The organism is Paracoccus sp. 228 (genome assembly GCF_000967825.1).
Classification (GTDB): Bacteria; Pseudomonadota; Alphaproteobacteria; order Rhodobacterales; family Rhodobacteraceae; genus Paracoccus; species Paracoccus marcusii.
Map to the genome: position 1 here is coordinate 476199 of NZ_JYGY01000002.1, position 20056 is coordinate 496254.

Annotated in this window: 21 protein-coding genes; 14 read left to right on the top strand and 7 right to left on the bottom strand. The window is 68.2% G+C overall.

Features of this window, described 5'->3' with window-relative positions; all coding sequences use genetic code 11:
* The first annotated feature begins 6 nt into the window (after positions 1–6).
* The 10 genes from SY26_RS07615 (at position 7) to SY26_RS07660 (ending at position 8700) form a co-directional block, all read left to right on the top strand.
* Positions 7–816, top strand: a complete 810-nt coding sequence (locus SY26_RS07615; RefSeq protein WP_046000325.1) for a S49 family peptidase — start codon at positions 7–9, stop codon at positions 814–816.
* A gap of 105 nt (positions 817–921) precedes the next feature.
* Positions 922–1854, top strand: coding sequence for a calcium/sodium antiporter (locus SY26_RS07620; protein ID WP_045999997.1), 933 nt, complete (start codon positions 922–924; stop codon positions 1852–1854).
* On the top strand, positions 1851–2630 hold the full coding sequence (locus SY26_RS07625; RefSeq protein ID WP_255352860.1) for an SDR family oxidoreductase: 780 nt from the start codon (positions 1851–1853) through the stop codon (positions 2628–2630). The genes SY26_RS07620 and SY26_RS07625 overlap by 4 nt, the downstream gene beginning before the upstream one ends.
* 300 nt (positions 2631–2930) lie before the next feature.
* A complete protein-coding gene (uvrC, locus tag SY26_RS07630) occupies positions 2931–4781 on the top strand; it encodes an excinuclease ABC subunit UvrC (protein ID WP_045999998.1) in 1851 nt (616 codons plus the stop codon).
* Between the two features lie 74 nt (positions 4782–4855).
* Entirely contained in the window at positions 4856–5488 is a 633-nt protein-coding gene (gene pgsA / locus SY26_RS07635) for a CDP-diacylglycerol--glycerol-3-phosphate 3-phosphatidyltransferase (protein ID WP_045981072.1), read from the top strand.
* The gene (moaD, locus tag SY26_RS07640; protein WP_045999999.1) at positions 5478–5729 is read left to right on the top strand and encodes a molybdopterin converting factor subunit 1; all 252 of its coding nucleotides are present in this window, start codon (positions 5478–5480) and stop codon (positions 5727–5729) included. Before pgsA ends, moaD begins: the two co-directional genes overlap by 11 nt.
* Positions 5729–6163: a molybdenum cofactor biosynthesis protein MoaE gene (locus SY26_RS07645; protein ID WP_046000000.1), complete on the top strand. Its 435-nt coding sequence runs from the start codon at positions 5729–5731 to the stop codon at positions 6161–6163. The genes moaD and SY26_RS07645 overlap by 1 nt, the downstream gene beginning before the upstream one ends.
* A 40-nt stretch (positions 6164–6203) precedes the next feature.
* Complete coding sequence (locus SY26_RS07650; protein WP_046000001.1) at positions 6204–6710, top strand: hypothetical protein; 507 nt, start codon at positions 6204–6206, stop codon at positions 6708–6710.
* A 71-nt stretch (positions 6711–6781) separates the two neighbouring features.
* Entirely contained in the window at positions 6782–8152 is a 1371-nt protein-coding gene (locus SY26_RS07655; protein WP_046000002.1) for a glutamate--cysteine ligase, read from the top strand.
* Positions 8153–8325: 173 nt separating this feature from the next.
* On the top strand, positions 8326–8700 hold the full coding sequence (locus SY26_RS07660; RefSeq protein WP_045981077.1) for a hypothetical protein: 375 nt from the start codon (positions 8326–8328) through the stop codon (positions 8698–8700).
* Between the two features lie 3 nt (positions 8701–8703).
* Here SY26_RS07660 and plsY read toward each other — a convergent pair whose 3' ends face one another.
* Genes plsY through SY26_RS07675 form a run of 3 tightly spaced genes read right to left on the bottom strand, consistent with a single transcriptional unit; the run spans position 8704 to position 11515 of the window.
* Entirely contained in the window at positions 8704–9279 is a 576-nt protein-coding gene (gene plsY / locus SY26_RS07665; protein WP_046000003.1) for a glycerol-3-phosphate 1-O-acyltransferase PlsY, read from the bottom strand.
* Positions 9276–10556 (bottom strand): dihydroorotase, encoded by a 1281-nt coding sequence (pyrC, locus tag SY26_RS07670; RefSeq protein WP_046000004.1) that lies wholly within the window; start codon positions 10554–10556, stop codon positions 9276–9278. The genes plsY and pyrC overlap by 4 nt, the downstream gene beginning before the upstream one ends.
* Positions 10556–11515 (bottom strand): aspartate carbamoyltransferase catalytic subunit, encoded by a 960-nt coding sequence (locus SY26_RS07675; protein WP_045981080.1) that lies wholly within the window; start codon positions 11513–11515, stop codon positions 10556–10558. The genes pyrC and SY26_RS07675 overlap by 1 nt, the downstream gene beginning before the upstream one ends.
* Positions 11516–11685: 170 nt before the next feature.
* Between SY26_RS07675 and SY26_RS07680 the strand changes: the two genes are divergently transcribed.
* Genes SY26_RS07680 through SY26_RS07690 form a run of 3 tightly spaced genes read left to right on the top strand, consistent with a single transcriptional unit; the run spans position 11686 to position 14424 of the window.
* Positions 11686–13059: an MATE family efflux transporter gene (locus SY26_RS07680; RefSeq protein WP_046000005.1), complete on the top strand. Its 1374-nt coding sequence runs from the start codon at positions 11686–11688 to the stop codon at positions 13057–13059.
* 25 nt (positions 13060–13084) lie between these two features.
* Positions 13085–13321, top strand: coding sequence for an Lrp/AsnC ligand binding domain-containing protein (locus tag SY26_RS07685; RefSeq protein WP_045981082.1), 237 nt, complete (start codon positions 13085–13087; stop codon positions 13319–13321).
* The gene (locus tag SY26_RS07690; protein ID WP_046000006.1) at positions 13321–14424 is read left to right on the top strand and encodes a pyridoxal phosphate-dependent aminotransferase; all 1104 of its coding nucleotides are present in this window, start codon (positions 13321–13323) and stop codon (positions 14422–14424) included. Before SY26_RS07685 ends, SY26_RS07690 begins: the two co-directional genes overlap by 1 nt.
* Here SY26_RS07690 and SY26_RS07695 read toward each other — a convergent pair.
* The 4 genes from SY26_RS07695 to SY26_RS07710 form a co-directional block, all read right to left on the bottom strand.
* Complete coding sequence (locus tag SY26_RS07695; RefSeq protein WP_046000007.1) at positions 14411–14734, bottom strand: DnaJ family domain-containing protein; 324 nt, start codon at positions 14732–14734, stop codon at positions 14411–14413. The two genes, SY26_RS07690 and SY26_RS07695, sit on opposite strands and share 14 nt — an antisense overlap.
* Before the next feature lie 78 nt (positions 14735–14812).
* Positions 14813–17776 (bottom strand): valine--tRNA ligase, encoded by a 2964-nt coding sequence (locus SY26_RS07700; protein WP_046000008.1) that lies wholly within the window; start codon positions 17774–17776, stop codon positions 14813–14815.
* A gap of 102 nt (positions 17777–17878) precedes the next feature.
* Entirely contained in the window at positions 17879–18229 is a 351-nt protein-coding gene (locus tag SY26_RS07705) for a DUF1428 domain-containing protein (RefSeq protein ID WP_046000009.1), read from the bottom strand.
* 68 nt (positions 18230–18297) lie between these two features.
* Entirely contained in the window at positions 18298–18729 is a 432-nt protein-coding gene (locus SY26_RS07710; RefSeq protein ID WP_045981087.1) for an Lrp/AsnC family transcriptional regulator, read from the bottom strand.
* 165 nt (positions 18730–18894) lie between these two features.
* Here SY26_RS07710 and SY26_RS07715 point away from each other — a divergent pair, with 165 nt between their 5' ends.
* Positions 18895–20049 (top strand): type III PLP-dependent enzyme, encoded by a 1155-nt coding sequence (locus SY26_RS07715; RefSeq protein ID WP_046000010.1) that lies wholly within the window; start codon positions 18895–18897, stop codon positions 20047–20049.
* Positions 20050–20056: the final 7 nt, after the last annotated feature.

Genomic DNA, 20056 nt, shown 5'->3' on the forward strand with positions numbered 1-20056 from the left:
TGGGCGATGCGTGTTCCCGTCGTCTCCCGCCTGCTGTCCCGCAAGCCCCGCGTCGCGGTCATCCGCCTGTCCGGCACCATCGGTGGTGCGGGGCGCGGCGGCGGACTGAACGATGCGGCCCTTGCCCCCGTGATCGAACGCGCGTTCCGGCGCGGCAAGCCCCTGGCCGTTGCGTTGATCATCAATTCGCCGGGCGGGTCGCCCGTGCAGTCGTCGCTGATCGCGGCGCGCATCCGCAGGCTGGCGGATGAGACCGACATTCCCGTTCATGCCTTCGTCGAGGACGTGGCCGCATCGGGCGGCTATTGGCTGGCCTGCGCGGCCGACGACATCTGGGCGGACGAAAGTTCGATCCTGGGGTCGATCGGGGTGATTTCGGCCGGGTTCGGGTTCGACCAGCTGATCCAGCGATGGGGCATCGAACGCCGCGTCCACACGGCCGGCACGTCGAAATCGACGTTGGACCCGTTCCGCCCGCAGGATCCCGACGACGTGGCCCGCCTGCACGCGATTCTTGAACCGATCCACCAAGCGTTCAAGGACCATGTCCGCGCCCGTCGCGGCACCCGCCTGAACGCCGAACGCGACCTGTTCACCGGAGAGTTCTGGGCGGGGCTGGAATCCGTGCGCCTGGGGCTGGCCGACGGCATCGCCCATCCGGTCCCGCGGCTCAAGGCGCTGTACGGCGACAAGATCCGCTTCGAGGTGCACGGCATGCGCCGGCCGCTGCTGCGCCGCCTGGGCCTGTCCGCCGACCTTCTGATGGACGCGGCCGAGGATCGCGCCGCCTTCCAGCGGTTCGGCACCCGCGGATGATGCTGCGCATCGTCCTCCTGTTCCTGCTGGTCATGGTCGTCGTCGCCCTGCTGCGCGGACCGGGCCTGCGCCGTTTTCTGAAAAAATTCCTGGGGATCGACCATCGTGATCGTTGAACTGCTTCTGGTGCTGGGCGGACTGGCCCTTCTGGTTCTGGGGGGCGACCTGCTGGTCAAGGGCGCCGTCGGGCTGTCGCTGAAACTGGGCATGACGCCCTTGGTCGTGGGCCTGACCGTCGTGGCCTTCGGCACATCGGCGCCCGAGCTGCTGGTGTCGCTGTCGGCGGCGCTGAAGGGGTCCAGCGGCATCGCCATGGGCAATGTCGTGGGTTCTAACATCGCCAACGTGCTGGTGATCCTGGGCGTGACCGCGCTGGTGTCGGTGATCGTCACCAAGGGGCACGACCTGCGCGAAAGCTGGGGGATGATGATTGCGGCCTCGCTGCTGCTGATCGGCATCGCCCTGACCGGAGAGATCGGGCGCTTTGAGGGCGTGATCCTGCTGCTGGCGCTGGCCGCGGTCCTGTGGCGGCAGCTGTCCACCGGCCGCGCCGAGGAGACGCAGGCCGACGGCGTGGACGGCGCTACCCTGGGCGCGGGCTGGGGGCGCATCGCGGTCTGGCTGGGCCTGGGCCTGGTGCTGCTGCCGGTCGGGGCGAACCTGCTGGTCAATGGCGCGACCGACATCGCCCGCGCCTTCGGCATCAGCGAGACCGTGATCGGGTTGACGCTGGTCGCGATCGGCACGTCATTGCCGGAACTGGCGGCCTCGGTCGCATCCGCGCTGAAGGGTCGGGCGGACATGGCGCTTGGCAATGTGGTCGGCTCGAACATCTTCAACATCCTGGCCATCCTGGGGATCACCGCGGTCATCTCTCCGCTGCCCATCCCGCCCGAAATGCTGCGGCTGGACCTGTGGGTGATGCTGGGCGCGGCCCTGCTGCTGTTCCCGTTCCTTTTCCGCGGCATCAGCCTGACGCGGCCGGTGGGCGCGTTGTTCGTGGCGGGCTATGCCGCCTATGCTTGGGTGCTGCTGTGACGGGCGTCGCGCTGGTCACGGGGGCGGCCCGCCGCCTTGGCCGCGCGATGACGCTGGAACTGGCGCGGCGCGGCCATGACGTGGCGATCCACTATGCCGGCTCGGCCGACGATGCCGAGCGCACGGCCACTGACGCACGCGCCCTGGGCGTGCGGGCGCAGACCTTCCGGGTCGACCTGCTGGACGCAGATGCGACCGCCGCGCTGGTCCCGGACGTCGCATCGGCGATGGGGCCGCTGACCGTGCTGGTCAACAACGCCTCGATCTTCGAATACGACACGATGCGCAGCGCGACGATGCAGGGTTGGGACCGGCACCTGGGGTCGAACCTTCGCGCGCCCTTCCAGCTGATGCAGGCCTTTGCCGCGCAATGCCCCAAGGCGCGCCCCGACGAGAACGGCGAGCCCCAGGCCGCGGGCCTGGTGGTGAACATGGTCGATCAGCGGGTGCTGAAGCCCACGCCAGAGTTCATGACCTATTCCATCGCCAAGGCCGCGCTGTGGTCGCTGACGCGCACCGCGGCACAGGCCCTTGCGCCCGACATCCGCGTGAACGCTATCGGTCCCGGTCCGACCCTGCAGGGCGCCCGTCAGAGCGACCGCCATTTCGCCGCCCAGAGGGCTGCGACGGTGCTGGGCAGGGGGGCTGATGCGCAGGGGATCACCGACGCCCTGAGGTACTTCCTGGACGCGCGTGCGGTCACCGGACAGCTGATCTGCGTCGATGGCGGACAGCATCTGGGGTGGCGCACGCCCGACGTCCTGGGGCCGGAATAGGCCCGATCCGGAACGATCGGATCATTTTGTCCACGGCACCCCGGCAGACCCCTGCAAGATGCGGATTCTGCAAGATTTTTCTGTCCACAACTGGCCCGAATAAAAATTATCAAGCAATAACAATGCCATTGTGATCTGCCTAAAATAAGGGCAACTTCACGGAACTGTAACGATTGCTGGCCCTGCGGGGTCATCCTCACAGCCCACCCACAGAATTATCCACAGATTCCGTGGAAAGCTTCCTTCTTGCCTTCGGTCCCCGGAACTTGCAGCGGGGCCGAGAATCACCAAGTTCACTTCATGACCCAGAAAACCGGCCACGCCCTCATCCAGGATTACCTTCGCACGCTGGACAGCAGTCCCGGCGTCTATCGCATGCTGGATGCCCAGCAGGCGGTTCTTTACGTGGGCAAGGCGCGCGACTTGCGGGCGCGGGTGTCGAACTATGCCCGGCCGTCGGGCCATTCGGGGCGCATCGCGCGGATGATCCGCGAGACGGCCTCGATGATGTTCCTGACCACGAACACCGAGACCGAGGCGCTGCTCCTGGAGCAGAACCTGATCAAGCAGCTCAAGCCGCGTTACAACGTGCTTCTACGCGACGACAAGTCGTTCCCGAACATCCTGGTGGCCAAGTCCCACGACTATCCCCAGATCAAGAAGCACCGCGGCGCGAAGTCGGAAAAGGGCGACTATTACGGCCCCTTTGCCAGCGCGGGGGCGGTCAACCGCACGCTGACCCAGTTGCAGCGCGTGTTCCTGCTGAGGAACTGCACCGACAGCGTGTTCGAGAGCCGCACACGCCCCTGCCTGCTGTTCCAGATCAAGCGGTGCAGCGCGCCCTGCGTGGGCCGCATCAGCGCGCCCGACTACAACGCGCTGGTCAATGACGCGGAACGGTTCCTGCAGGGCAAGACCACGACCATCCAGTCCGATCTGGCGACCGAGATGGCCCGCGCGGCCGAGAACATGGAGTATGAGCGCGCGGCCGCCCTGCGTGATCGCATCAAGGCGCTGACCGCGGTGCAGTCGGTGCAGGCGATCAACCCCAAGGGCGTGGCCGAGGCCGACATCGTGGCCCTGCACATGGAGGGGGGGCAGGCCTGCGTGCAGGTATTCTTCATCCGCGGCAATCAAAGCTGGGGGAACCGCGATTTCTATCCGCGCCTTGGCGGGGCCGAGAGCCCGGACGAGGTGATGCAGGCCTTCCTGATGCAGTTCTATGACAACACCCCGCCGCCGCGCCAGATCCTGCTGTCCCACCCGCCCGAGGATCCGGACCTGACCGCGGATGTCCTGTCCGAGCGCGCCCGCCGCAAGGTCGAGGTGGCCGTTCCGCTGCGCGGCGAGAAGTCCGACCTGGTGACCAACGCGCTGCGCAACGCGCGCGAAAGCCTGGCCCGCCGCATGTCCGAAAGCGCGACCCAGCTGCGCCTGCTGGAGGGGCTGGCCGACGCGTTCGAGCTGCCCAGCCCGCCGCGCCGGATCGAGGTCTATGACAACAGCCACATCATGGGCACGAACGCGGTCGGTGGCATGATCGTCGCCGGGCCGGACGGCTGGATCAAGAACCAGTACCGCAAGTTCAACATCAAGGGCACCGAGATCACTCCCGGCGACGACTTCGGCATGATGAAGGAGGTGCTGACGCGCCGCTTCACCCGTCTGCTGAAGGACGATCCCGACCGCCAGACCGAGGCCTGGCCGGACCTGCTGCTGATCGACGGCGGCGCGGGGCAGGTTTCGGCCGTCCACGAGATCATGGCAGAACTAGGCGTCGAGGACATCCCGATGATCGGCGTCGCCAAGGGCCAGGACCGCGACCACGGCAAGGAGGAGTTCCACCGCCACGGCCAGCGCCCCTTCGCGCTGCGCATGAACGACCCGGTCCTGTACTTCGTCCAGCGCCTGCGCGACGAGGCGCACCGCTGGGCCATCGGCACCCACCGTGCCAAACGTGCGAAATCGCAGATGGCAAACCCCCTGGACGAGATCGCGGGCATCGGCGCGTCGCGCAAGCGCGCCCTGCTGCAGCATTTCGGCAGCGCCAAGGCCGTGGGCCGCGCCGGGCTGACCGATCTGCAGGCGGCGCCGGGCATTTCCGCGGCGATGGCGCAAAAGGTCTATGACCACTTCAACGCCAAGGGATGACAGGTCCGGATCACAGCTTCGCCAGCGGCGCGTTGGCCCTTTCCAACGCCCGCGGCAGGGACTAGCGTGCGGCCATGCGTTGGAACCTTCCGAATATCCTGACCCTTCTGCGTCTGCTGGCGGCCCCCGGGGTCCCGCTGATGTTTCTGTACTTCCACAGGCCCTGGGCCGACTGGGCGGCGCTGGCGCTGTTCATGGGCGCGGCGATCACCGACTGGATCGACGGCTATCTGGCCCGCGCCTGGAAACAGGAAAGCCGCTTTGGCGCCGCGATGGACCCGATCGCGGACAAGGCCATGGTGGTCATCGCGCTGGTGGTCATCACCGGGTATTCCGGGATGAACCCCTGGCTGATCCTGCCGGTGACGATCATCCTGTTCCGCGAGGTCTTCGTGTCCGGCCTGCGCGAATACCTGGGCGACAAGTCGCGCCTGCTGGCGGTGACCAAGCTGGCGAAATGGAAGACGACCCTGCAGATGGTCGCCATCTCGATCCTGTTCCTGGCCACGGGCCTGGCCTATGTCGAACACGGCCTGGCCCCCCGCGTGGGCGAGGTCGGGCTGATCTGGTCGGGCAGCTGGGCGGCGCTTGCCACCTATGCCGGCCTGACGCTGATCTGGATCGCCGCGGCGCTGACGGCCTGGACGGGCTGGGACTATTTCATCAAGGCGCTGCCCTATCTGAAGGATTCCCGTCGTGACGGTTGAGGTCCTGTATTTCGCCTGGCTGCGCGAACGCATCGGCCACCCCCGCGAATCCGTGCAGACGGAGGCCGCGACCCCGCGCGCGCTGATCGCCGAACTGGTCGCGCAGTCTGACGGGCATGCCGCGGCCTTTGGCGACATCGCGGCCCTGCGCTGCGCCGTGGATCAGCAGCTGACCGATCTGGACGCGCCCCTGGCCGGCGCCCGAGAGGTCGCGTTCTTTCCGCCGATGACGGGCGGCTGATGAGCGCCCGCGTCCAGTCCGACCCCTTCGATCTGGCGTCCGAACTTGCGGGCTTTGGCGCGGGGGCCGGGGCGGTCGTCACCTTCACCGGCATCGTGCGCGACGACGGCGGCCTTCTGGACGCGCTTGAGATCGAGCATTACCCCGGCATGACCGAACGCGCGCTGACCGATCACGGCCTGGCCGCCGCATCGCGCTTTGGGCTGGCCGACTGGCGCATCGTCCATCGCCACGGCCGCATCTCGGTGGGGGGACAGATCATGATGGTCGCCACCGCCGCCCGCCATCGCCGTGCGGCATTCGACGCGGCCGATTTCCTGATGGACTGGCTGAAATCCCGCGCCCCCTTCTGGAAACGCGAGATCGCGCGCGACGGCACCACAGGCTGGGTCGCCGCCCGCCCCGAGGACGAGGACGCGCTGACCCGGTGGTGAACGTCTTTGTCGTCCGAATACCCATGCCCGGCCGCCGCCCGTGATCCGGCCTGACCTGCGCGGCATGCTGCGCACCCACTCCGAACTGCTGATCTTTGCGGCGCTGGCGCTGGCCGCGCTGTGGGTGGCGTTTTGGGGGGGCTGGTTCTTTGCGGTCCTGGGCGGGGCTGGGGCATTGGTTGCGGGCAGCTTGGCCCTGGGGGCGCTGCGCCGCACGCCGTTTCGCCGCCCCGTCGCCGCCCCCGGCGTGGTCGAGATCGTCGAAGGGGCGATCCGCTATTACGGCGCGACCGACATGGGCGGAGAGATCCCCCTGCGCGACTTGGTCGAGATCCGCCTGCTGCGGCTGGACGGCCATGCGCATTGGCGCCTGCGCAGCCAGTCGGGCGAGGCGTTGCTGATCCCCGCCGACGCGGCGGGGGCCGGGGCGCTGGCCGATGCCTTCACCGCGCTGCCCGGTCTGGACATGGGCGCGGTGTCGGCAGCACTGGCGCAGGTGGCCCGACAGCAGGACGCGATGCGCACCGTTTGGCGGAGGCCGGGCTGAGGCGGCTTGACTTGGCCCGTCCGCGTTGCCACCTGTGACCGACCGGAAACCCTTGAAAGGCCTCATCGTCCATGTCCATTCCCCAGCAGGGCGGAGGCCCCATCGAACATCGTGACCAGCTGGCCGCCTATATCGCCAGCGGCGAGAAGCCGAAGGACGCCTGGCGCATCGGCGTCGAGCACGAGAAATTCGGCTATGACGACGCGCGCAAGATGCCGCTGCCCTATGAGGGTCCCGTATCGATCACGGCCATGCTGGAGGGGCTGCGCGACCGCTTCAACTGGACCCCGGTTCTCGAGGCCGGCAAGCTGATCGGGCTGGAGCGCGACGGCGCCAATGTCAGCCTGGAGCCCGGCGGCCAGCTGGAACTGTCCGGTGCACCGCTGGAGACGATCCACCAGACCTGCGACGAGGTGAACGGCCACTTGGCCGAGGTCGAGGCCGTCGCCGCAGATATCGGCGCGGGCTTCATCGGCCTGGGTGCAGCGCCGATCTGGGGCCAGGATGACATGCCGATGATGCCCAAGGGGCGGTATCGGCTGATGACCGACTATATGGGTCGGGTAGGTACGCTTGGCACGCAGATGATGTACCGGACCTGCACGGTGCAGGTGAACCTGGATTTCGCGTCCGAGGCCGACATGGTCCGGAAGATGCGCGTGGCCCTGGCGCTGCAGCCGGTGGCCACGGCGCTGTTCGCCAATTCGCCCTTCCTGGACGGCAAGCCCAACGGGATGAAATCCTGGCGCGCGCATATCTGGCAGAACCTGGATGCGGCGCGGACCGGCATGCTGCCCTTCGTCTTCGAGGAGGGGTTCGGCTATGAGGCCTGGGTGGACTACGTCTTGGACGTGCCCATGTATTTCGTCTATCGCGACGGAAAGTACATCGACGCCCTGGGCCAGAGTTTCCGCGATTTCCTGAAGGGCCGGCTGCCGGCCCTGCCGGGCGAGGTGCCGACCCTGTCGGACTGGGCCGATCACATGACCACCGTGTTCCCCGAGGCGCGCGTCAAGAAGTACATCGAGATGCGCGGGGCCGATGGCGGCCCGTGGCGCAGGCTCTGCGCGCTGCCTGCGCTGTGGGTCGGGCTGACCTATGACCAAGGGGCGCTGGATGCGGCATGGGACGTGGTCAAGGGATGGGACGCCGAGACCCGCGAGGCGCTGCGCCGGTCGGCGGGTCGTGACGGCCTGCAGGCGCAGGCGGGAGGCGTGAAGATGCACGACCTGGCCCGCGAGGTCCTGACCATTGCCGAGGGCGGGCTGAAGGCCCGCGCCCGGTCGGGCAACGACGGCCTGGTCCCCGACGAGACGCATTTTCTGAACGCGCTGAAGGAAAGCGTCGACAGCGGCAAGGTCCCCGCCGACGAGTTGCTGGAGAAGTATCGCGGCGCCTGGAGCGGCGACCTGACGCGGATCTACGACGAATATTCCTACTGATCGCCGATTGCGTCCCGCGACGTGCCGGGGGGACGTCCCGTCCCCCCGGACCCCCCTTGGGCGTCCCGCATGACGGATGCCGACGCACGCGAGTGTGAGCCGCGCCTGTCCGCGATGTCTTGATCTGCGGCGCCGGTGGTGGCACCCCGGCGAAAAAGATGCGGGGGCATGCGATGCGCGGTGATGTGATGCAATGGGTCGGCCGGTTGGTGGCCGCGGTCTTTGGGCTGGGGGTGCTGGCGCTGCTGGCGGCGGTCGTGCTGCTGATCCGGCAGGCCGAGGGGGTGCCGCCCTGGCCGATCCTTCTGGGGCTGGTGGGTCTGGTCGCACTGATCCTGCTGGCGGGGGCCTGCCTTGCACTGATCTCGATCGCGGTGTCGGCGCGGCGGGGTGTCGATGCGCTGCAGCGGTTGGGCGGCACGCTGCCCGTCGCCGCCGTCGAACCCGAGGCCGCCCCGCCGATGCAGGGGCCGTTCACCCCAACCGGTCTGGCCGCCGCGCCCGTGCGCGCCGTGCGTCCGGGACGCGGCCTGGTCGCCAAGCGCTGAGCGTTACTTGCGGCCGATCCGGGGTTCGGTACCGGCCAGAAGGCGGCTGATATTGGCATGGTGCCGGATGAAGATCAGCACCGCCATGAAGGCCGCGACCGCCGCGATGTCGGTCCGCCCCAGGCCCCAGGCAAAGACCGGGGCCAGCGCGGCCGCCAGAAGCGCGCTGAGGCTGCTGATCCGGGTGATTGCGGCGGTCAGCGCCCAGGTCGCGCAGGCGATCAGGCCCAAAGGCCAGTTCAGCGCGATCACCGTCCCGAGGAACGTGGCGACGCCCTTGCCGCCCTTGAAGCGCAGCCAGATGGGGAAGCAATGGCCTAGGAAGGCCGCGCCGCCGGCCAGGATCGCGGCGGTTTCTCCGGCGAAATGGCGGGCCAGCATGACCGCGATGGCGCCCTTGCCCGAATCCAGCAGCAGCGTGGCCAGCGCGGCGCCCTTGTTGCCCGTCCGCAGCACGTTGGTCGCGCCGATGTTGCCGGAGCCGATCTGGCGCAGATCGCCCAGGCCCAGGGCGCGCGTGATGACCAGGCCGAAGGGGACAGAGCCCAGAAGATAGCCGAAGATCGCCCAGAGGATCATGCGTGTTCTCCGAAGACGGGGGTGCCCGCGACCCAGGTGCCCAGGACGCGGCCCTGCATGCGTGCGCCGTCGAAGGGAGTGTTCTTCGATTTGGACAAAAGCGCGAAGCGGTCCAGAACGAAGGGCGCGTCGGGGTCAAACAGCACCAGATCGGCGGGGGCGCCGTCGGACAGGCGACCCGCCGAGAGGCCCAGCCTGCGCGCCGGGTTCAGCGCCATGGCGCGGAACAGCTGGGGCAGGGTCAGGCCGCCCTGGTGATACAGGCGCAGGGCCGCGGGCAGCAGGGTCTGCAGGCCCACGGCGCCGGGGGCCGCGGCCTCGAAGGGCAGGCGTTTCGATTCCTCGTCCTGGGGCGTGTGAAAGCTGGCGATGGTGTCGATCAGGCCCTGGGCCACGGCATCGACCATGGACAGACGGTCATCCTCGGACCGCAGGGGGGGCGTGAAGCGGAAGAAGGTCCGGTAATCGCCCACGTCGAACTCGTTCAGAGTCAGGTGGTGAATCGAGATCCCCGCCGTCACGTCCAGCCCTGCATCGCGTGCCCGCGCCAGGGCCGGCAGGCTGGCGGCCACGGTGATCTGGTCGGCGTGATAGCGCCCGCGCGTCATCGCGACCAGGGCCAGGTCGCGGTCCAAGCCCATCACCTCGGCCATGGGGGACACGGCGGGGATGCCATAGAGGGAGGCGAACTTGCCGCTGGTGGCCGCAGCCCCCGCCGACAGGGACGGGTCCTGCGGATGGCCCACGATCAGCGCGTCCAAACCGCGCGCATAGGTCATGCAGCGGCCCAAGAGCTTGGTGTCGCGCACCACCCGCACGCCGTCGGTGAAGGCCACCGCGCCCAGATCGGTCAGGAACCCGATTTCGGTCATCTCGCGGCCTTCGCGGGCCTTGGTCAGGGCGGCCATGTGGCGGATGTGGACGGGCGCATCGCTGGCGCGGCGGGCGACGAATTCCAGCGCCTCGGGCGTGTCGATGGGGGGCGTGGTGTCGGGGCGCGCGATGATCGTGGTGACGCCGCCCGCCGCAGCGGCACGGCCCGCGCTGCGGAAGCTTTCCTTGTGGCGTTCGCCCGGCTCGCCGATCTTGACGCCCCAGTCGATCAGGCCGGGCGCCAGCGCGCGGCCGCGACAGTCGATGACGGAGGCGCCTTCGGGAGCGGCTTCCTCGGGCGCGCCGCGTCCGGCGATGCGACCGTCGGTGACGCGCAGGCTGCCGATGTCGTCGGTCTGGGCCTCGGGGTCGATCAGGCGGGCGTTGCGGAAGATCAGGTCCATCACGATTCTCCGGCGGCGGCGCGGCCACGGCTGGCGCGCAGGTTGCGGGCCAGCAGGTCCAGGGCGGCCATGCGGACGGCGACGCCCATCTCGACCTGGTCCTGGATGACGCTGCGGTTGATGTCGTCGGCGATGGTGCCGTCGATCTCGACGCCCCGGTTCATGGGACCCGGATGCATGACGATCGCGTCGGGCGCGGCCAGGGCCAGCTTTTCCGCATCCAGCCCGAAGCGGTGGAAATATTCGCGCTCGGACGGGATGAAGCCGCCATCCATCCGCTCCTTCTGCAGGCGCAGCATCATGACGACGTCGGCGCCGCGCAGCCCCTCGCGCATGTCCTCGTACAGTTCGACCCCCATGTCCGCGACGCCCGCGGGCATCAGGGTCGCGGGGCCGATCAGGCGGATGCGGTTCTCCATCTTGCCCAGCAGGATCAGGTTCGACCGGGCCACCCGGCTGTGGGCGATGTCGCCGCAGATGGCGATGGTCAGGCGCTGCAGCCGCCCCTTGGCGCGGCGGATGGTCAGCGCGTCCAGCAGGGCCTGGGTCGGATGTTCGTGCCGCCCGTCGCCCGCGTTGATGACCGCGCAGTTGACCTTCTCCGCCAGCAGGTTCACCGCCCCGGAATGCGGGTGGCGCACCACCAGCAGGTCGGGCTGCATCGCGTTCAGCGTCAGCGCCGTGTCGATCAGCGTCTCGCCCTTCTTCACCGACGACTGCGCCACGGCCATGTTCATCACGTCCGCGCCCAACCGCTTGCCTGCCAGTTCAAAGCTGGCCTGGGTGCGGGTCGAGTTCTCGAAGAACATGTTGATCTGGGTCATGCCGGCCAGCGCATCGGAATGCTTGACCGTGCGACGGTTCAGGCTGACGTAATCCTCGGACAGATCCAACAGCGACACGATCTCGTCGGGCTTGAGATGGTCGATGCCCAGAAGATGGCGGGCGCGAAAGCTCATCGGGGGCCTCCTGGGGTCGGTGTTCGCGCGATCTATCGCAGATGGGGGCAGGGGCGGCAAGCCGCGCGGACCCGCCCCGCCGCCGCCTTTCCGCCGATGCGGCGCGAAATGTTGCAGGGCGTGCAATGCCGCCCCTTGCCGCATTTTGCGGCTGCGGATATGGCAGGACGATGCACAGCCGATACCGCCCCCATGTTCTTGCGACCCTGTCGTTGGGCCTGCCGCTGATCGGCAGCCACCTGGCGCGCATGGCCATCGGCGTGGGCGACACGGTCATGGTCGGCTGGTACGGGGTCGAGCCGCTTGCCGCCCTGGTCATCGCGACCAGCTTCTTCCACATCCTGTTCTTTCTGGGCATGGGCTTCGGCATCGGCGTGCTGGGTCTGATCGCCGCCCATGTCGCCGCCGGCCGAGAGACCGAGGTCCGCCGCGGGGCCCGGATGGCGCTGTGGCTGTCGGCCGGCTATGCCCTGGCCGTGATGCCGCTGATGTGGTGGTCCGAACCGATCCTGCAGGCCCTGGGCCAGACCGACACGGTCAGCGCGCTGGCGCAGGATTACCTGCGCATCGCGGGCTGGGGCCTGGCGGTGGTCCTGGGCCAGCTGACCCTGTCGTCCTATCTGGCCGCGCTGGAGCGGACGCAGGTCGTCATGTGGGTCACCCTGGCCGGGCTGCCGTTGAACCTTGCGCTGAACTGGGTGCTAATCTTCGGCAACCTGGGCGCGCCCGAACTGGGCGTGCGCGGCGCCGCCATCGCCAGCGTCACCGTCCAGGTGGTCCAGCTGCTGGCCCTGATCGCCTATGCGGGCTGGGTGCCCGTCGCGCGCAAGTACAACCTGTTCCAGCGCTTCTGGCGCCCCGACTGGCAGGCCATGCGCCAGATCGCGCGGATCGGCTGGCCCATCGGCCTGACCATGGTGGCCGAGGGCGGGCTGTTCGTCGCCTCGAACATCATGATGGGCTGGATCGGGACGCCGCAGCTGGCCGCCCACGGCATCGCGCTGCAGATCACCTCGATCACCTTCATGGCGCATCTGGGGCTGTCCAACGCCGCGACCGTCCGGGTGGGCCAGGCCAAGGGCCGCGGCGATCGCGCCTGGATGCGCGATGCGGCGGTGACGGTCGTGTGGATGTCGCTGGCCTTTGCCGCCGTGGCCATCATGCTGTACCTGCTGTTCGCCGAACAGCTGGTGCGGCTGTATCTGGACCCGACCGATCCGCAGGCCCCGCAGATCGTGGCGCTTGGTGCGATGCTGCTGATGTATGCCGCGCTGTTCCAGCTGACCGATGCGTTCCAGGTGATCGCCCTGGGCTTCCTGCGCGGGGTCCAGGACACGCAGGTGCCGATGTGGATCGCGGGCTTCAGCTATTGGGTCGTGGGCATGCCGGTGGCCTGGGCGCTGGCCTTTCCCCTGGGCTTTGGCCCCGCAGGCCTGTGGCTGGGCCTGTGCGTCGGGCTGACCTTTGCCGCGGTGCTGCTGATGCGGCGGTTCTGGCGCGGCCACGCGCGCGGGGACTGGACCCGCGCCGCGGCCACGGTCTAACCTGCCCCCAAACAGGAGCTTTTTCATGCGCGCCGTCTTCGTCCAGTTCCGCTGCGAGCCCGGCAGGACCTATCAGGTCGCCGAGGCCATCTACGACCGCGAGGTCGTCAGCGAGCTTTATTCCACCTCCGGCGATTTCGACCTGATCGCCAAGGTCTACATCCCCGAGGATCAGGATGTCGGCCGCTTCCTGTCGGACCGGCTGTTCGACATTCCGCATATCAGCCGCACCCTGACCACCATGACCTTTCGCGCGTTCTGATGCCGCCCTTCGCGCCCCTGGTGGCGGGCCTGCCCGCGACCGTGCCCTTTGTCGGCCCCGAAACCCTGGAACGCCGCCGCGGCGTGCCCTTCGCCGCCCGCCTTGGCGCGAACGAGAGCGCGTTCGGACCCAGCCCGCTGGCCGCCCGCGCCATGCGCGAGGCCGTGGGCCAGGTCTGGAAATACGGCGACGCGCCCAGCTTTGATCTGTCCCACGCGCTGGCGGCCCATCACCGCACCACCCCGGACAGCATCATGGTCGGAGAGGGCATCGACGGCCTGCTGGGCAACCTGGTGCGGATGATGGTCGCGCCGGGCGATGCGGTGGTCACCTCGGACGGGGCCTATCCAACCTTCAACTATCACGTCGTGGGCTTTGGCGGGGTGCTGCACAAGGTCCCCTATCGCGACGACGCCGAAGATCCCGACGCCCTGGTCGCGCGCGCGCATGCCACCGGCGCGCGGCTGCTTTATCTGGCCAATCCCGACAATCCGATGGGCACCTGGCACGACGGCACGGTGATCGCGGCGATGCTGGACCGGCTGCCGGCCGACTGCCTGTTGGTGCTGGACCAGGCCTATGCGGAATTCGCGCCGGCCTCGGCCATTCCCGACATCGCGGCGGACGATCCGCGGGTGATCCGCATGCGGACTTTCTCCAAGGCCTATGGCCTGGCCGGGGCGCGCATCGGCTATGCGATCGGCGCGCCGGACCTGATCGCGGGCTTTGACCGGGTGCGCAACCATTTCGGGGTGAACCGCATCGCCCAGGCCGGGGCGCTGGCCGCACTGGCCGACCAGGGCTGGCTGGCCCATGTCGTGGCCGAGGTTCAGGCCGCCCGGCTGCGCATCGCCGATATCGGCGCCGCCAGCGGCCTGACCGCGCTGCCCTCGGCCACGAATTTCGTGGCGCTGGACACCCATCGCGATGGCGACTTTGCCCGCGCCCTGATCGCCGCGCTGGAGCGCGAGGGCGTGTTCGCCCGCATGCCGGGTGTCGCCCCCCTGGACCGCTGCATCCGCATCAGCGCCGCACCGATCCACGAACTGGACGTGTTCGAGGACGCGCTGCCCCGCGCGCTGGCCGCCCTCAGTCCCGCATGAAGCGGCGGCGGGCCTCCTCGGCGATGGCCTGACGCATCTGCAGCCGGGCGATGTCGGCCAGCAGGGCCGCGCGTTCGGGGCCCTCGGGCATGTCGGACAGGCGGGCCCGCGCGGCGATCACCTGCTTCTTCAGCACGATCTCGGGCGGCAGCACCCCGGCCTGCGCCATGATCCGGAACCCCGCCGCCGTCGAATCTGTCTCGATGGGCCGGTCGGGCAGGGGCCTGCCCTCGCCCTCAATCCCCGTCAGCTTGCCCTCGGCGCGGGCCTTCAGCATCATCCGTTCGGCGATCCGCTCCAGCCAGCCCATCTGCGCCTCCCTTGCGCCGCTCTCTTGCCGTAAGACCCTTGGCCCGGCCAGCCCGACGGGGCAGGCCGGGCCGCAGGCTTACATCGCCGCCAACTGCGCCAGCGCGGCCTGCAGGCGGGCGATGTCGTCCTCCAGCGCGGCCAGCTTGCCGGTGGTCTCCTCGATCACCTCGGCATCGGCATTCTCGACGAACTTGGGGTTCGACAGGCGCTTGGACAGACCGTCGGCATCCTTGCGCAGCTTGGCCTCAGCCTTCTGCAGGCGCGCGGTCTCGGCCGCCACGTCGATCACGTCGCCGATGGGCAGCGCGAAACTGGCCCCCTGCACCGACACGGCGATCATCCCCTTGCCGGCGACCCCGTCGGCGGCCGGGTTCACCCGCGCCAGCCGCTCGATCAGCGGACCGTTGGCGGCCAGCGCCGCGCGGGCGGCCGCGTCCGCCTCGGTCACGACCAGGTCCAGCTTGGCGCCCGCCGGCACGCCCATCTGCGCCCGCGCGGACCGCACGCCTTCGATCAGCGCGATGACCCAGTTCATCTGCCGGTCGGCCTCTGCGTCGATCAGGTCGGCGCCCAGTTCCGGCCAGTCGCCATGGACCAGCATGCGGTCGCGGTCCCCGGTCAGCGCCCACAGCTCCTCGGTGACGAAGGGCATGATCGGGTGCAGCATGGCAAAGCACTGGTCCAGCACCCAGCCCATCGTGGCCCGCGTTTCCTCGGCGTGATCGCCATCGAACAGCGGCTTGGCGAATTCCACGTACCAGTCGCAGACCTTGCCCCAGACGAAGGCGTAAAGCCCCGTCGCCGCATCGTTGAAGCGATAAGCGGCCAGCGCCTCGTCGACAGCCATCAGGATGCGCGCGGTCTCTCCGATGATCCAGCGGTTCACGGTATGGCTGGGCTGCGGACGCGCCCCGCCGCCGCGCACGCCGTTCATTTCCGCGAACCGGGTGGCGTTCCAGATCTTGGTGACGAAGTTGCGGTTCACCTCGACATGCTTCGGCCCCAGCTTGGGGTCGCGGCCCATCGCCGCCATGCTGGTCAGCGTGAAGCGCAGCGCATCCGCGCCATAGGCGTCCACCAGCGTTAGCGGGTCGATGACGTTGCCCTTGGACTTGGACATCTTGGCGCCCTTCTCGTCGCGCACCAGCCCGTGGACATAGACGGTCTTGAACGGCACATCGCCCACGACCTCCAGCTGCATCATCATCATCCGGGCGACCCAGAAGAAGATGATGTCAAAGCCCGTGACCAGCACGTCGGTCGGGAAATACTTCTTCAGCTCCTCGGTCGGCTCGGGCCAGCCAAGCGTCCCGATGGGCCACAGGCCCGAACTGAACCAGGTGTCCAGCACGTCCGGGTCGCGATGCAACTCCACAACAACGGAGTTAGGATCATGTTTAGTCCCACCCTCGTCCCAGAAGCCAATGCTAACCTGATCGCCATAATGCGCTTGCGCCAAATTCCTGACATCTTGCTCGGTCGCCGCACAGAACTGAACCGTTTCGGAGTAGTCGAAAGACCCGTCTTTCTGTGACGGCCCGTACCAAACCGGGATCTGGTGGCCCCACCACAGCTGGCGGCTGATGGTCCAGGGTTCGATGTTCTCGAGCCAGTTGAAATAGACCTTCTTGTGCTGCTCGGGCAGGATCTCGGTTCGGCCCGTCCGCACGGCCTCCAGCGCGGGTTCGACGATGCGCTTGGTGTCCACGAACCACTGGTCGGTCAGCATCGGCTCGATCACGACGCCGGACCGGTCGCCAAAGGGCTGCATGATCGGCTTGGCGTCGATCACGGGACGGCGTTCCAGATGCTCGGCGCCGGTTTCGGGCTCGATCTCGCGGTGCAGATAGGTGACGGCCAGGCCTTCGGCGGTGATCGCATCGATCACGCGCTTGCGGGCGTCGAACCGGTCCAGGCCGCGCAGGTCGTCGGGCACCAGGTTCACGGCGGTGACGTCGCCCACATCCTCGCCCGCGGCGGCGCGGGAGGCGATGGCGGCGCTGTCGGCATAGGACAGCCCGTCGGCGCGCATCGCGCCCTTGCCGTCCATCAGCGCATAGAGCGGGATGCCGTTGCGCATCGCCACGCCATAGTCGTTGAAATCATGCGCGCCGGTGATCTTGACTGCGCCGGACCCGAAATCGGGGTCGGGGTATTCGTCGGTGATGATCGGGATCAGGCGGCGGTGTTCCTTGGGGCCGACCGGGATCTCGACCAGCTTGCCGACGATGGGGGCATAGCGCGCGTCCGACGGATGCACGGCAACCGCGCCGTCGCCCAGCATGGTCTCGGGGCGGGTCGTGGCGATGCTGATGTAATCGCGCGTCTCGCGCAGGGTCACGCGGCCGTCTTCGTCGCGTTCCACGTATTCATAGGTCTCGCCACCGGCCAGCGGGTACTTGAAGTGCCACATATGGCCCGGAACCTCGCGGTTCTCGACCTCAAGGTCGCTGATCGCGGTCTCGAAATGCGGGTCCCAGTTCACCAGCCGCTTGCCGCGATAGATGATGCCCTTGTTGTAGAGATCCACGAAGACCCGGATCACCGCGTCATGGAAATTGCCCTCCTCGCCCGCGGGGGCACCGGGGGCCCCGGACATGGTGAAGGCATTGCGGCTCCAGTCCGCGCTGGCACCAAGGCGCTTCAGCTGGTTGATGATCGTGTCGCCGGATTCGCGCTTCCAGTCCCAGATCTTGGCGGTGAAGGCGTCGCGCCCGATCTCGCGCCGGCCGGGTTCGCCCCGTTCGGCCATGCGGCGTTCGACGACCATCTGGGTGGCGATGCCCGCATGGTCCTGACCCGGCTGCCACAGCGTGTCAAAGCCCCGCATCCGGTGCCAGCGGACCAGGATGTCCTGCAGCGTGTTGTTCAGCGCGTGGCCGATATGCAGGCTGCCGGTGACGTTGGGGGGCGGGATCATCACGGTGAAGGTTTCCGACCGCCGGGCATTGGCCCCGGCGGCAAAGGCGTTCCGGCGTTCCCATTCGGCCGCGATCCGGGCCTCGGCATCCGCCGCGTCAAAGCTTTTGTCCATCGTCATCGCATCACCCCATCTGTTGCAGCGGGATTAGCGAATGCGGGGCCAAAGGCCAAGCCCGTCGGCACCGGGCATGTCATCCGGGGCGGTTCGCGGCCGGGCCCGTCAGCGCAGGTCCACGATGGGGGCAAAGCCGCCCCAGAACATGCGCGCGCCGTCAAAGGGCATGTCGGCCATGTCTGGGTGGTCCTCGGTCATCATCGCGGCCCATGCGGCATCCGCGGTGGCCCGGTCGGGCCATTCGATCCAGGACAGCACCGGGACCTCGTCGCCGGTGGCCTCGGTCGCGCGATAGAAATCGGTGCGCTTGCCGTGGGGCACGTCCTCGCCCCAGCATTCGACCAGCCGCAGCGCGCCGTGACGCTTGAACGCCGGCCAGGCCCTGGTCGCATGATCGGCATATTCGTCGCGCTTGTCCACGGGCACGGCCAGCACGAAGCCGGAATAATAGCTCATCGCATCCTCCCTTGCGTCGGTGGGCACAGTGTCCGCCCGCAGGGGATTCGAGGCAACAGGCGTCGCGCCTAGACGGCGCGATCCAGCTTGGTCGCCAGGTGGATCAGGCTTTCGGACGACCGCACGCCCTCGATCCCGCCGATGCGGTCCAGCGTCTCGTCCAGTTCGGTCGTCGAGGATGTGGCCAGCTGCAGCAGCAGGTCGACCCGGCCGCTGGTGGTGTGCACACGCTCGACCTGGGGCAGGGACTTGAGCCGCGACAGCACGCCGGGCTGGGCGCGGGGCTCGATGCCCAGCAGGACGGTGGCGCGGATGCGGGCGCCGCGCGCGGCCTCTCCCAGGCGCAGCGTGTATCCGGCGATGGCGCCGGTGCTCTCCAGCCGCTCCAGCCGGGCCTGCACGGTCGAGCGCGCGACGCGCAGGCGGCGGGCCAGCACCGCCACCGACATGCGCGCGTCGCCCGACAGCTGTGCCAGAATGTTGCGATCCAGATCGTCCAAAGCCGCGCCTGCCTGCCTGTTTCGTCAAAATGACATGAACTGCGTCATAATAACCGGGATGACATGCGATTCTAGCCTTTTCATCGGTGAAATCGGAACTCAAAAGCGCCATTCCGGGTTGCAGGACCGCAACCCATCATCCAGCCTCGTGCGAAAGGAACCGCAATGGGACAACAGAAGACCGTCTGGGAAAATCCGGCCGAGGTCATCCGACATCTGGCCCCGGAACATCCGGTCATGGTCTTCGCGCCGACAGTCTTGCAGGACCGTGCGCGGCAATTCATCGACGGCTTTCCGGGGCTGGTGACCTATGCGGTCAAGTCCAACCCCGACGAGGCCGTGATCCAGAACCTTGTCGCCGCTGGCATCCGCGGTTTCGACGTGGCCTCGCCCTTCGAGATCGACCTGATCGGCCGCATGGCGCCGCATGCCGCGCGCCATTACCACAATCCCGTCCGCGCCCGGTCCGAGATCGCGCACGGCGTGTCCCAGAACATCCGCGCCTGGTCCGTGGACAGCCGGTCCGAACTGGACAAGCTGTTCGATCAGGTGCCGACCCAGGTCGATGGCAAGGGGGTCGAGATATCGCCCCGCTTCAAGCTGCCGGTGCTGGGCGCGGCCTATGACTTCGGCTCCAAGTTCGGTGCATCGCCCGAACTGGCGGCCGAGCTGCTGGCAGAGGTCGCGCGCCGTGGATACGTCCCGTCGCTGACCTTCCATCCGGGCACGCAATGCACCGACCCGATCGCATGGGAAAGCTATATCCGCGTATCCAAGGACATCTGCGACATGGCGGGCGTGCGCGCGGTGCGCCTGAACGTGGGCGGCGGTTTCCCATCGCACCGCGTCGTGGGCGTCGAGCCCGACCTGACCTCGATCTTCCAGGAGATCGCCGACACCGTGACCGAGATGTTCGGCACCGACGCGCCCGACCTGGTCTGCGAACCGGGACGCGGCATCGTGGCCGACGCCTATGCGCTGATCACCCGGGTCAAGGGCGTACGCGACGGCGGCCACGTGTTCCTGAACGACGGCGTCTATGGCGGCCTGGCCGAGCTGCCGATCATCGGCAATATCGACCGCATCGAGGTCCTGACCCCCAAGGGCACACCGCGCGAGGGCGAGGCCGGCGGCCGCGTCATCTTTGGCCCGACCTGCGATTCGGTTGACCGCCTGCCGGGCGAACTGGCGCTGCCCGACACGATCCAGGAAGGCGATTTCGTGATCTTCCACGGCGCGGGCGCCTATTCCACGGTCACGAACACGCGATTCAACGGTTTCGGCGCGATGACCAACGCGACCGTGATGCGGCTGTCGTAACGGTTTG

Bases quoted from the DNA above. Each gene is read 5' to 3' on its own strand.
- SY26_RS07660 (WP_045981077.1), top strand. From the start codon at position 8,326: ATGCGCGGTGATGTGATGCAATGGGTCGGCCGGTTGGTGGCCGCGGTC.
- SY26_RS07690 (WP_046000006.1), top strand. From the start codon at position 13,321: ATGCCGCCCTTCGCGCCCCTGGTGGCGGGCCTGCCCGCGACCGTGCCC.
- SY26_RS07705 (WP_046000009.1), bottom strand. From the start codon at position 18,229: ATGAGCTATTATTCCGGCTTCGTGCTGGCCGTGCCCGTGGACAAGCGC.
- pgsA (WP_045981072.1), top strand. From the start codon at position 4,856: ATGCGTTGGAACCTTCCGAATATCCTGACCCTTCTGCGTCTGCTGGCG.
- SY26_RS07615 (WP_046000325.1), top strand. From the start codon at position 7: ATGCGTGTTCCCGTCGTCTCCCGCCTGCTGTCCCGCAAGCCCCGCGTC.
- SY26_RS07715 (WP_046000010.1), top strand. From the start codon at position 18,895: ATGGGACAACAGAAGACCGTCTGGGAAAATCCGGCCGAGGTCATCCGA.
- SY26_RS07645 (WP_046000000.1), top strand. From the start codon at position 5,729: ATGAGCGCCCGCGTCCAGTCCGACCCCTTCGATCTGGCGTCCGAACTT.
- SY26_RS07685 (WP_045981082.1), top strand. From the start codon at position 13,085: ATGCGCGCCGTCTTCGTCCAGTTCCGCTGCGAGCCCGGCAGGACCTAT.
- SY26_RS07675 (WP_045981080.1), bottom strand. From the start codon at position 11,515: ATGAGCTTTCGCGCCCGCCATCTTCTGGGCATCGACCATCTCAAGCCC.
- SY26_RS07695 (WP_046000007.1), bottom strand. From the start codon at position 14,734: ATGGGCTGGCTGGAGCGGATCGCCGAACGGATGATGCTGAAGGCCCGC.
- SY26_RS07700 (WP_046000008.1), bottom strand. From the start codon at position 17,776: ATGACGATGGACAAAAGCTTTGACGCGGCGGATGCCGAGGCCCGGATC.
- plsY (WP_046000003.1), bottom strand. From the start codon at position 9,279: ATGATCCTCTGGGCGATCTTCGGCTATCTTCTGGGCTCTGTCCCCTTC.
- pyrC (WP_046000004.1), bottom strand. From the start codon at position 10,556: ATGGACCTGATCTTCCGCAACGCCCGCCTGATCGACCCCGAGGCCCAG.
- uvrC (WP_045999998.1), top strand. From the start codon at position 2,931: ATGACCCAGAAAACCGGCCACGCCCTCATCCAGGATTACCTTCGCACG.
- SY26_RS07655 (WP_046000002.1), top strand. From the start codon at position 6,782: ATGTCCATTCCCCAGCAGGGCGGAGGCCCCATCGAACATCGTGACCAG.
- SY26_RS07680 (WP_046000005.1), top strand. From the start codon at position 11,686: ATGCACAGCCGATACCGCCCCCATGTTCTTGCGACCCTGTCGTTGGGC.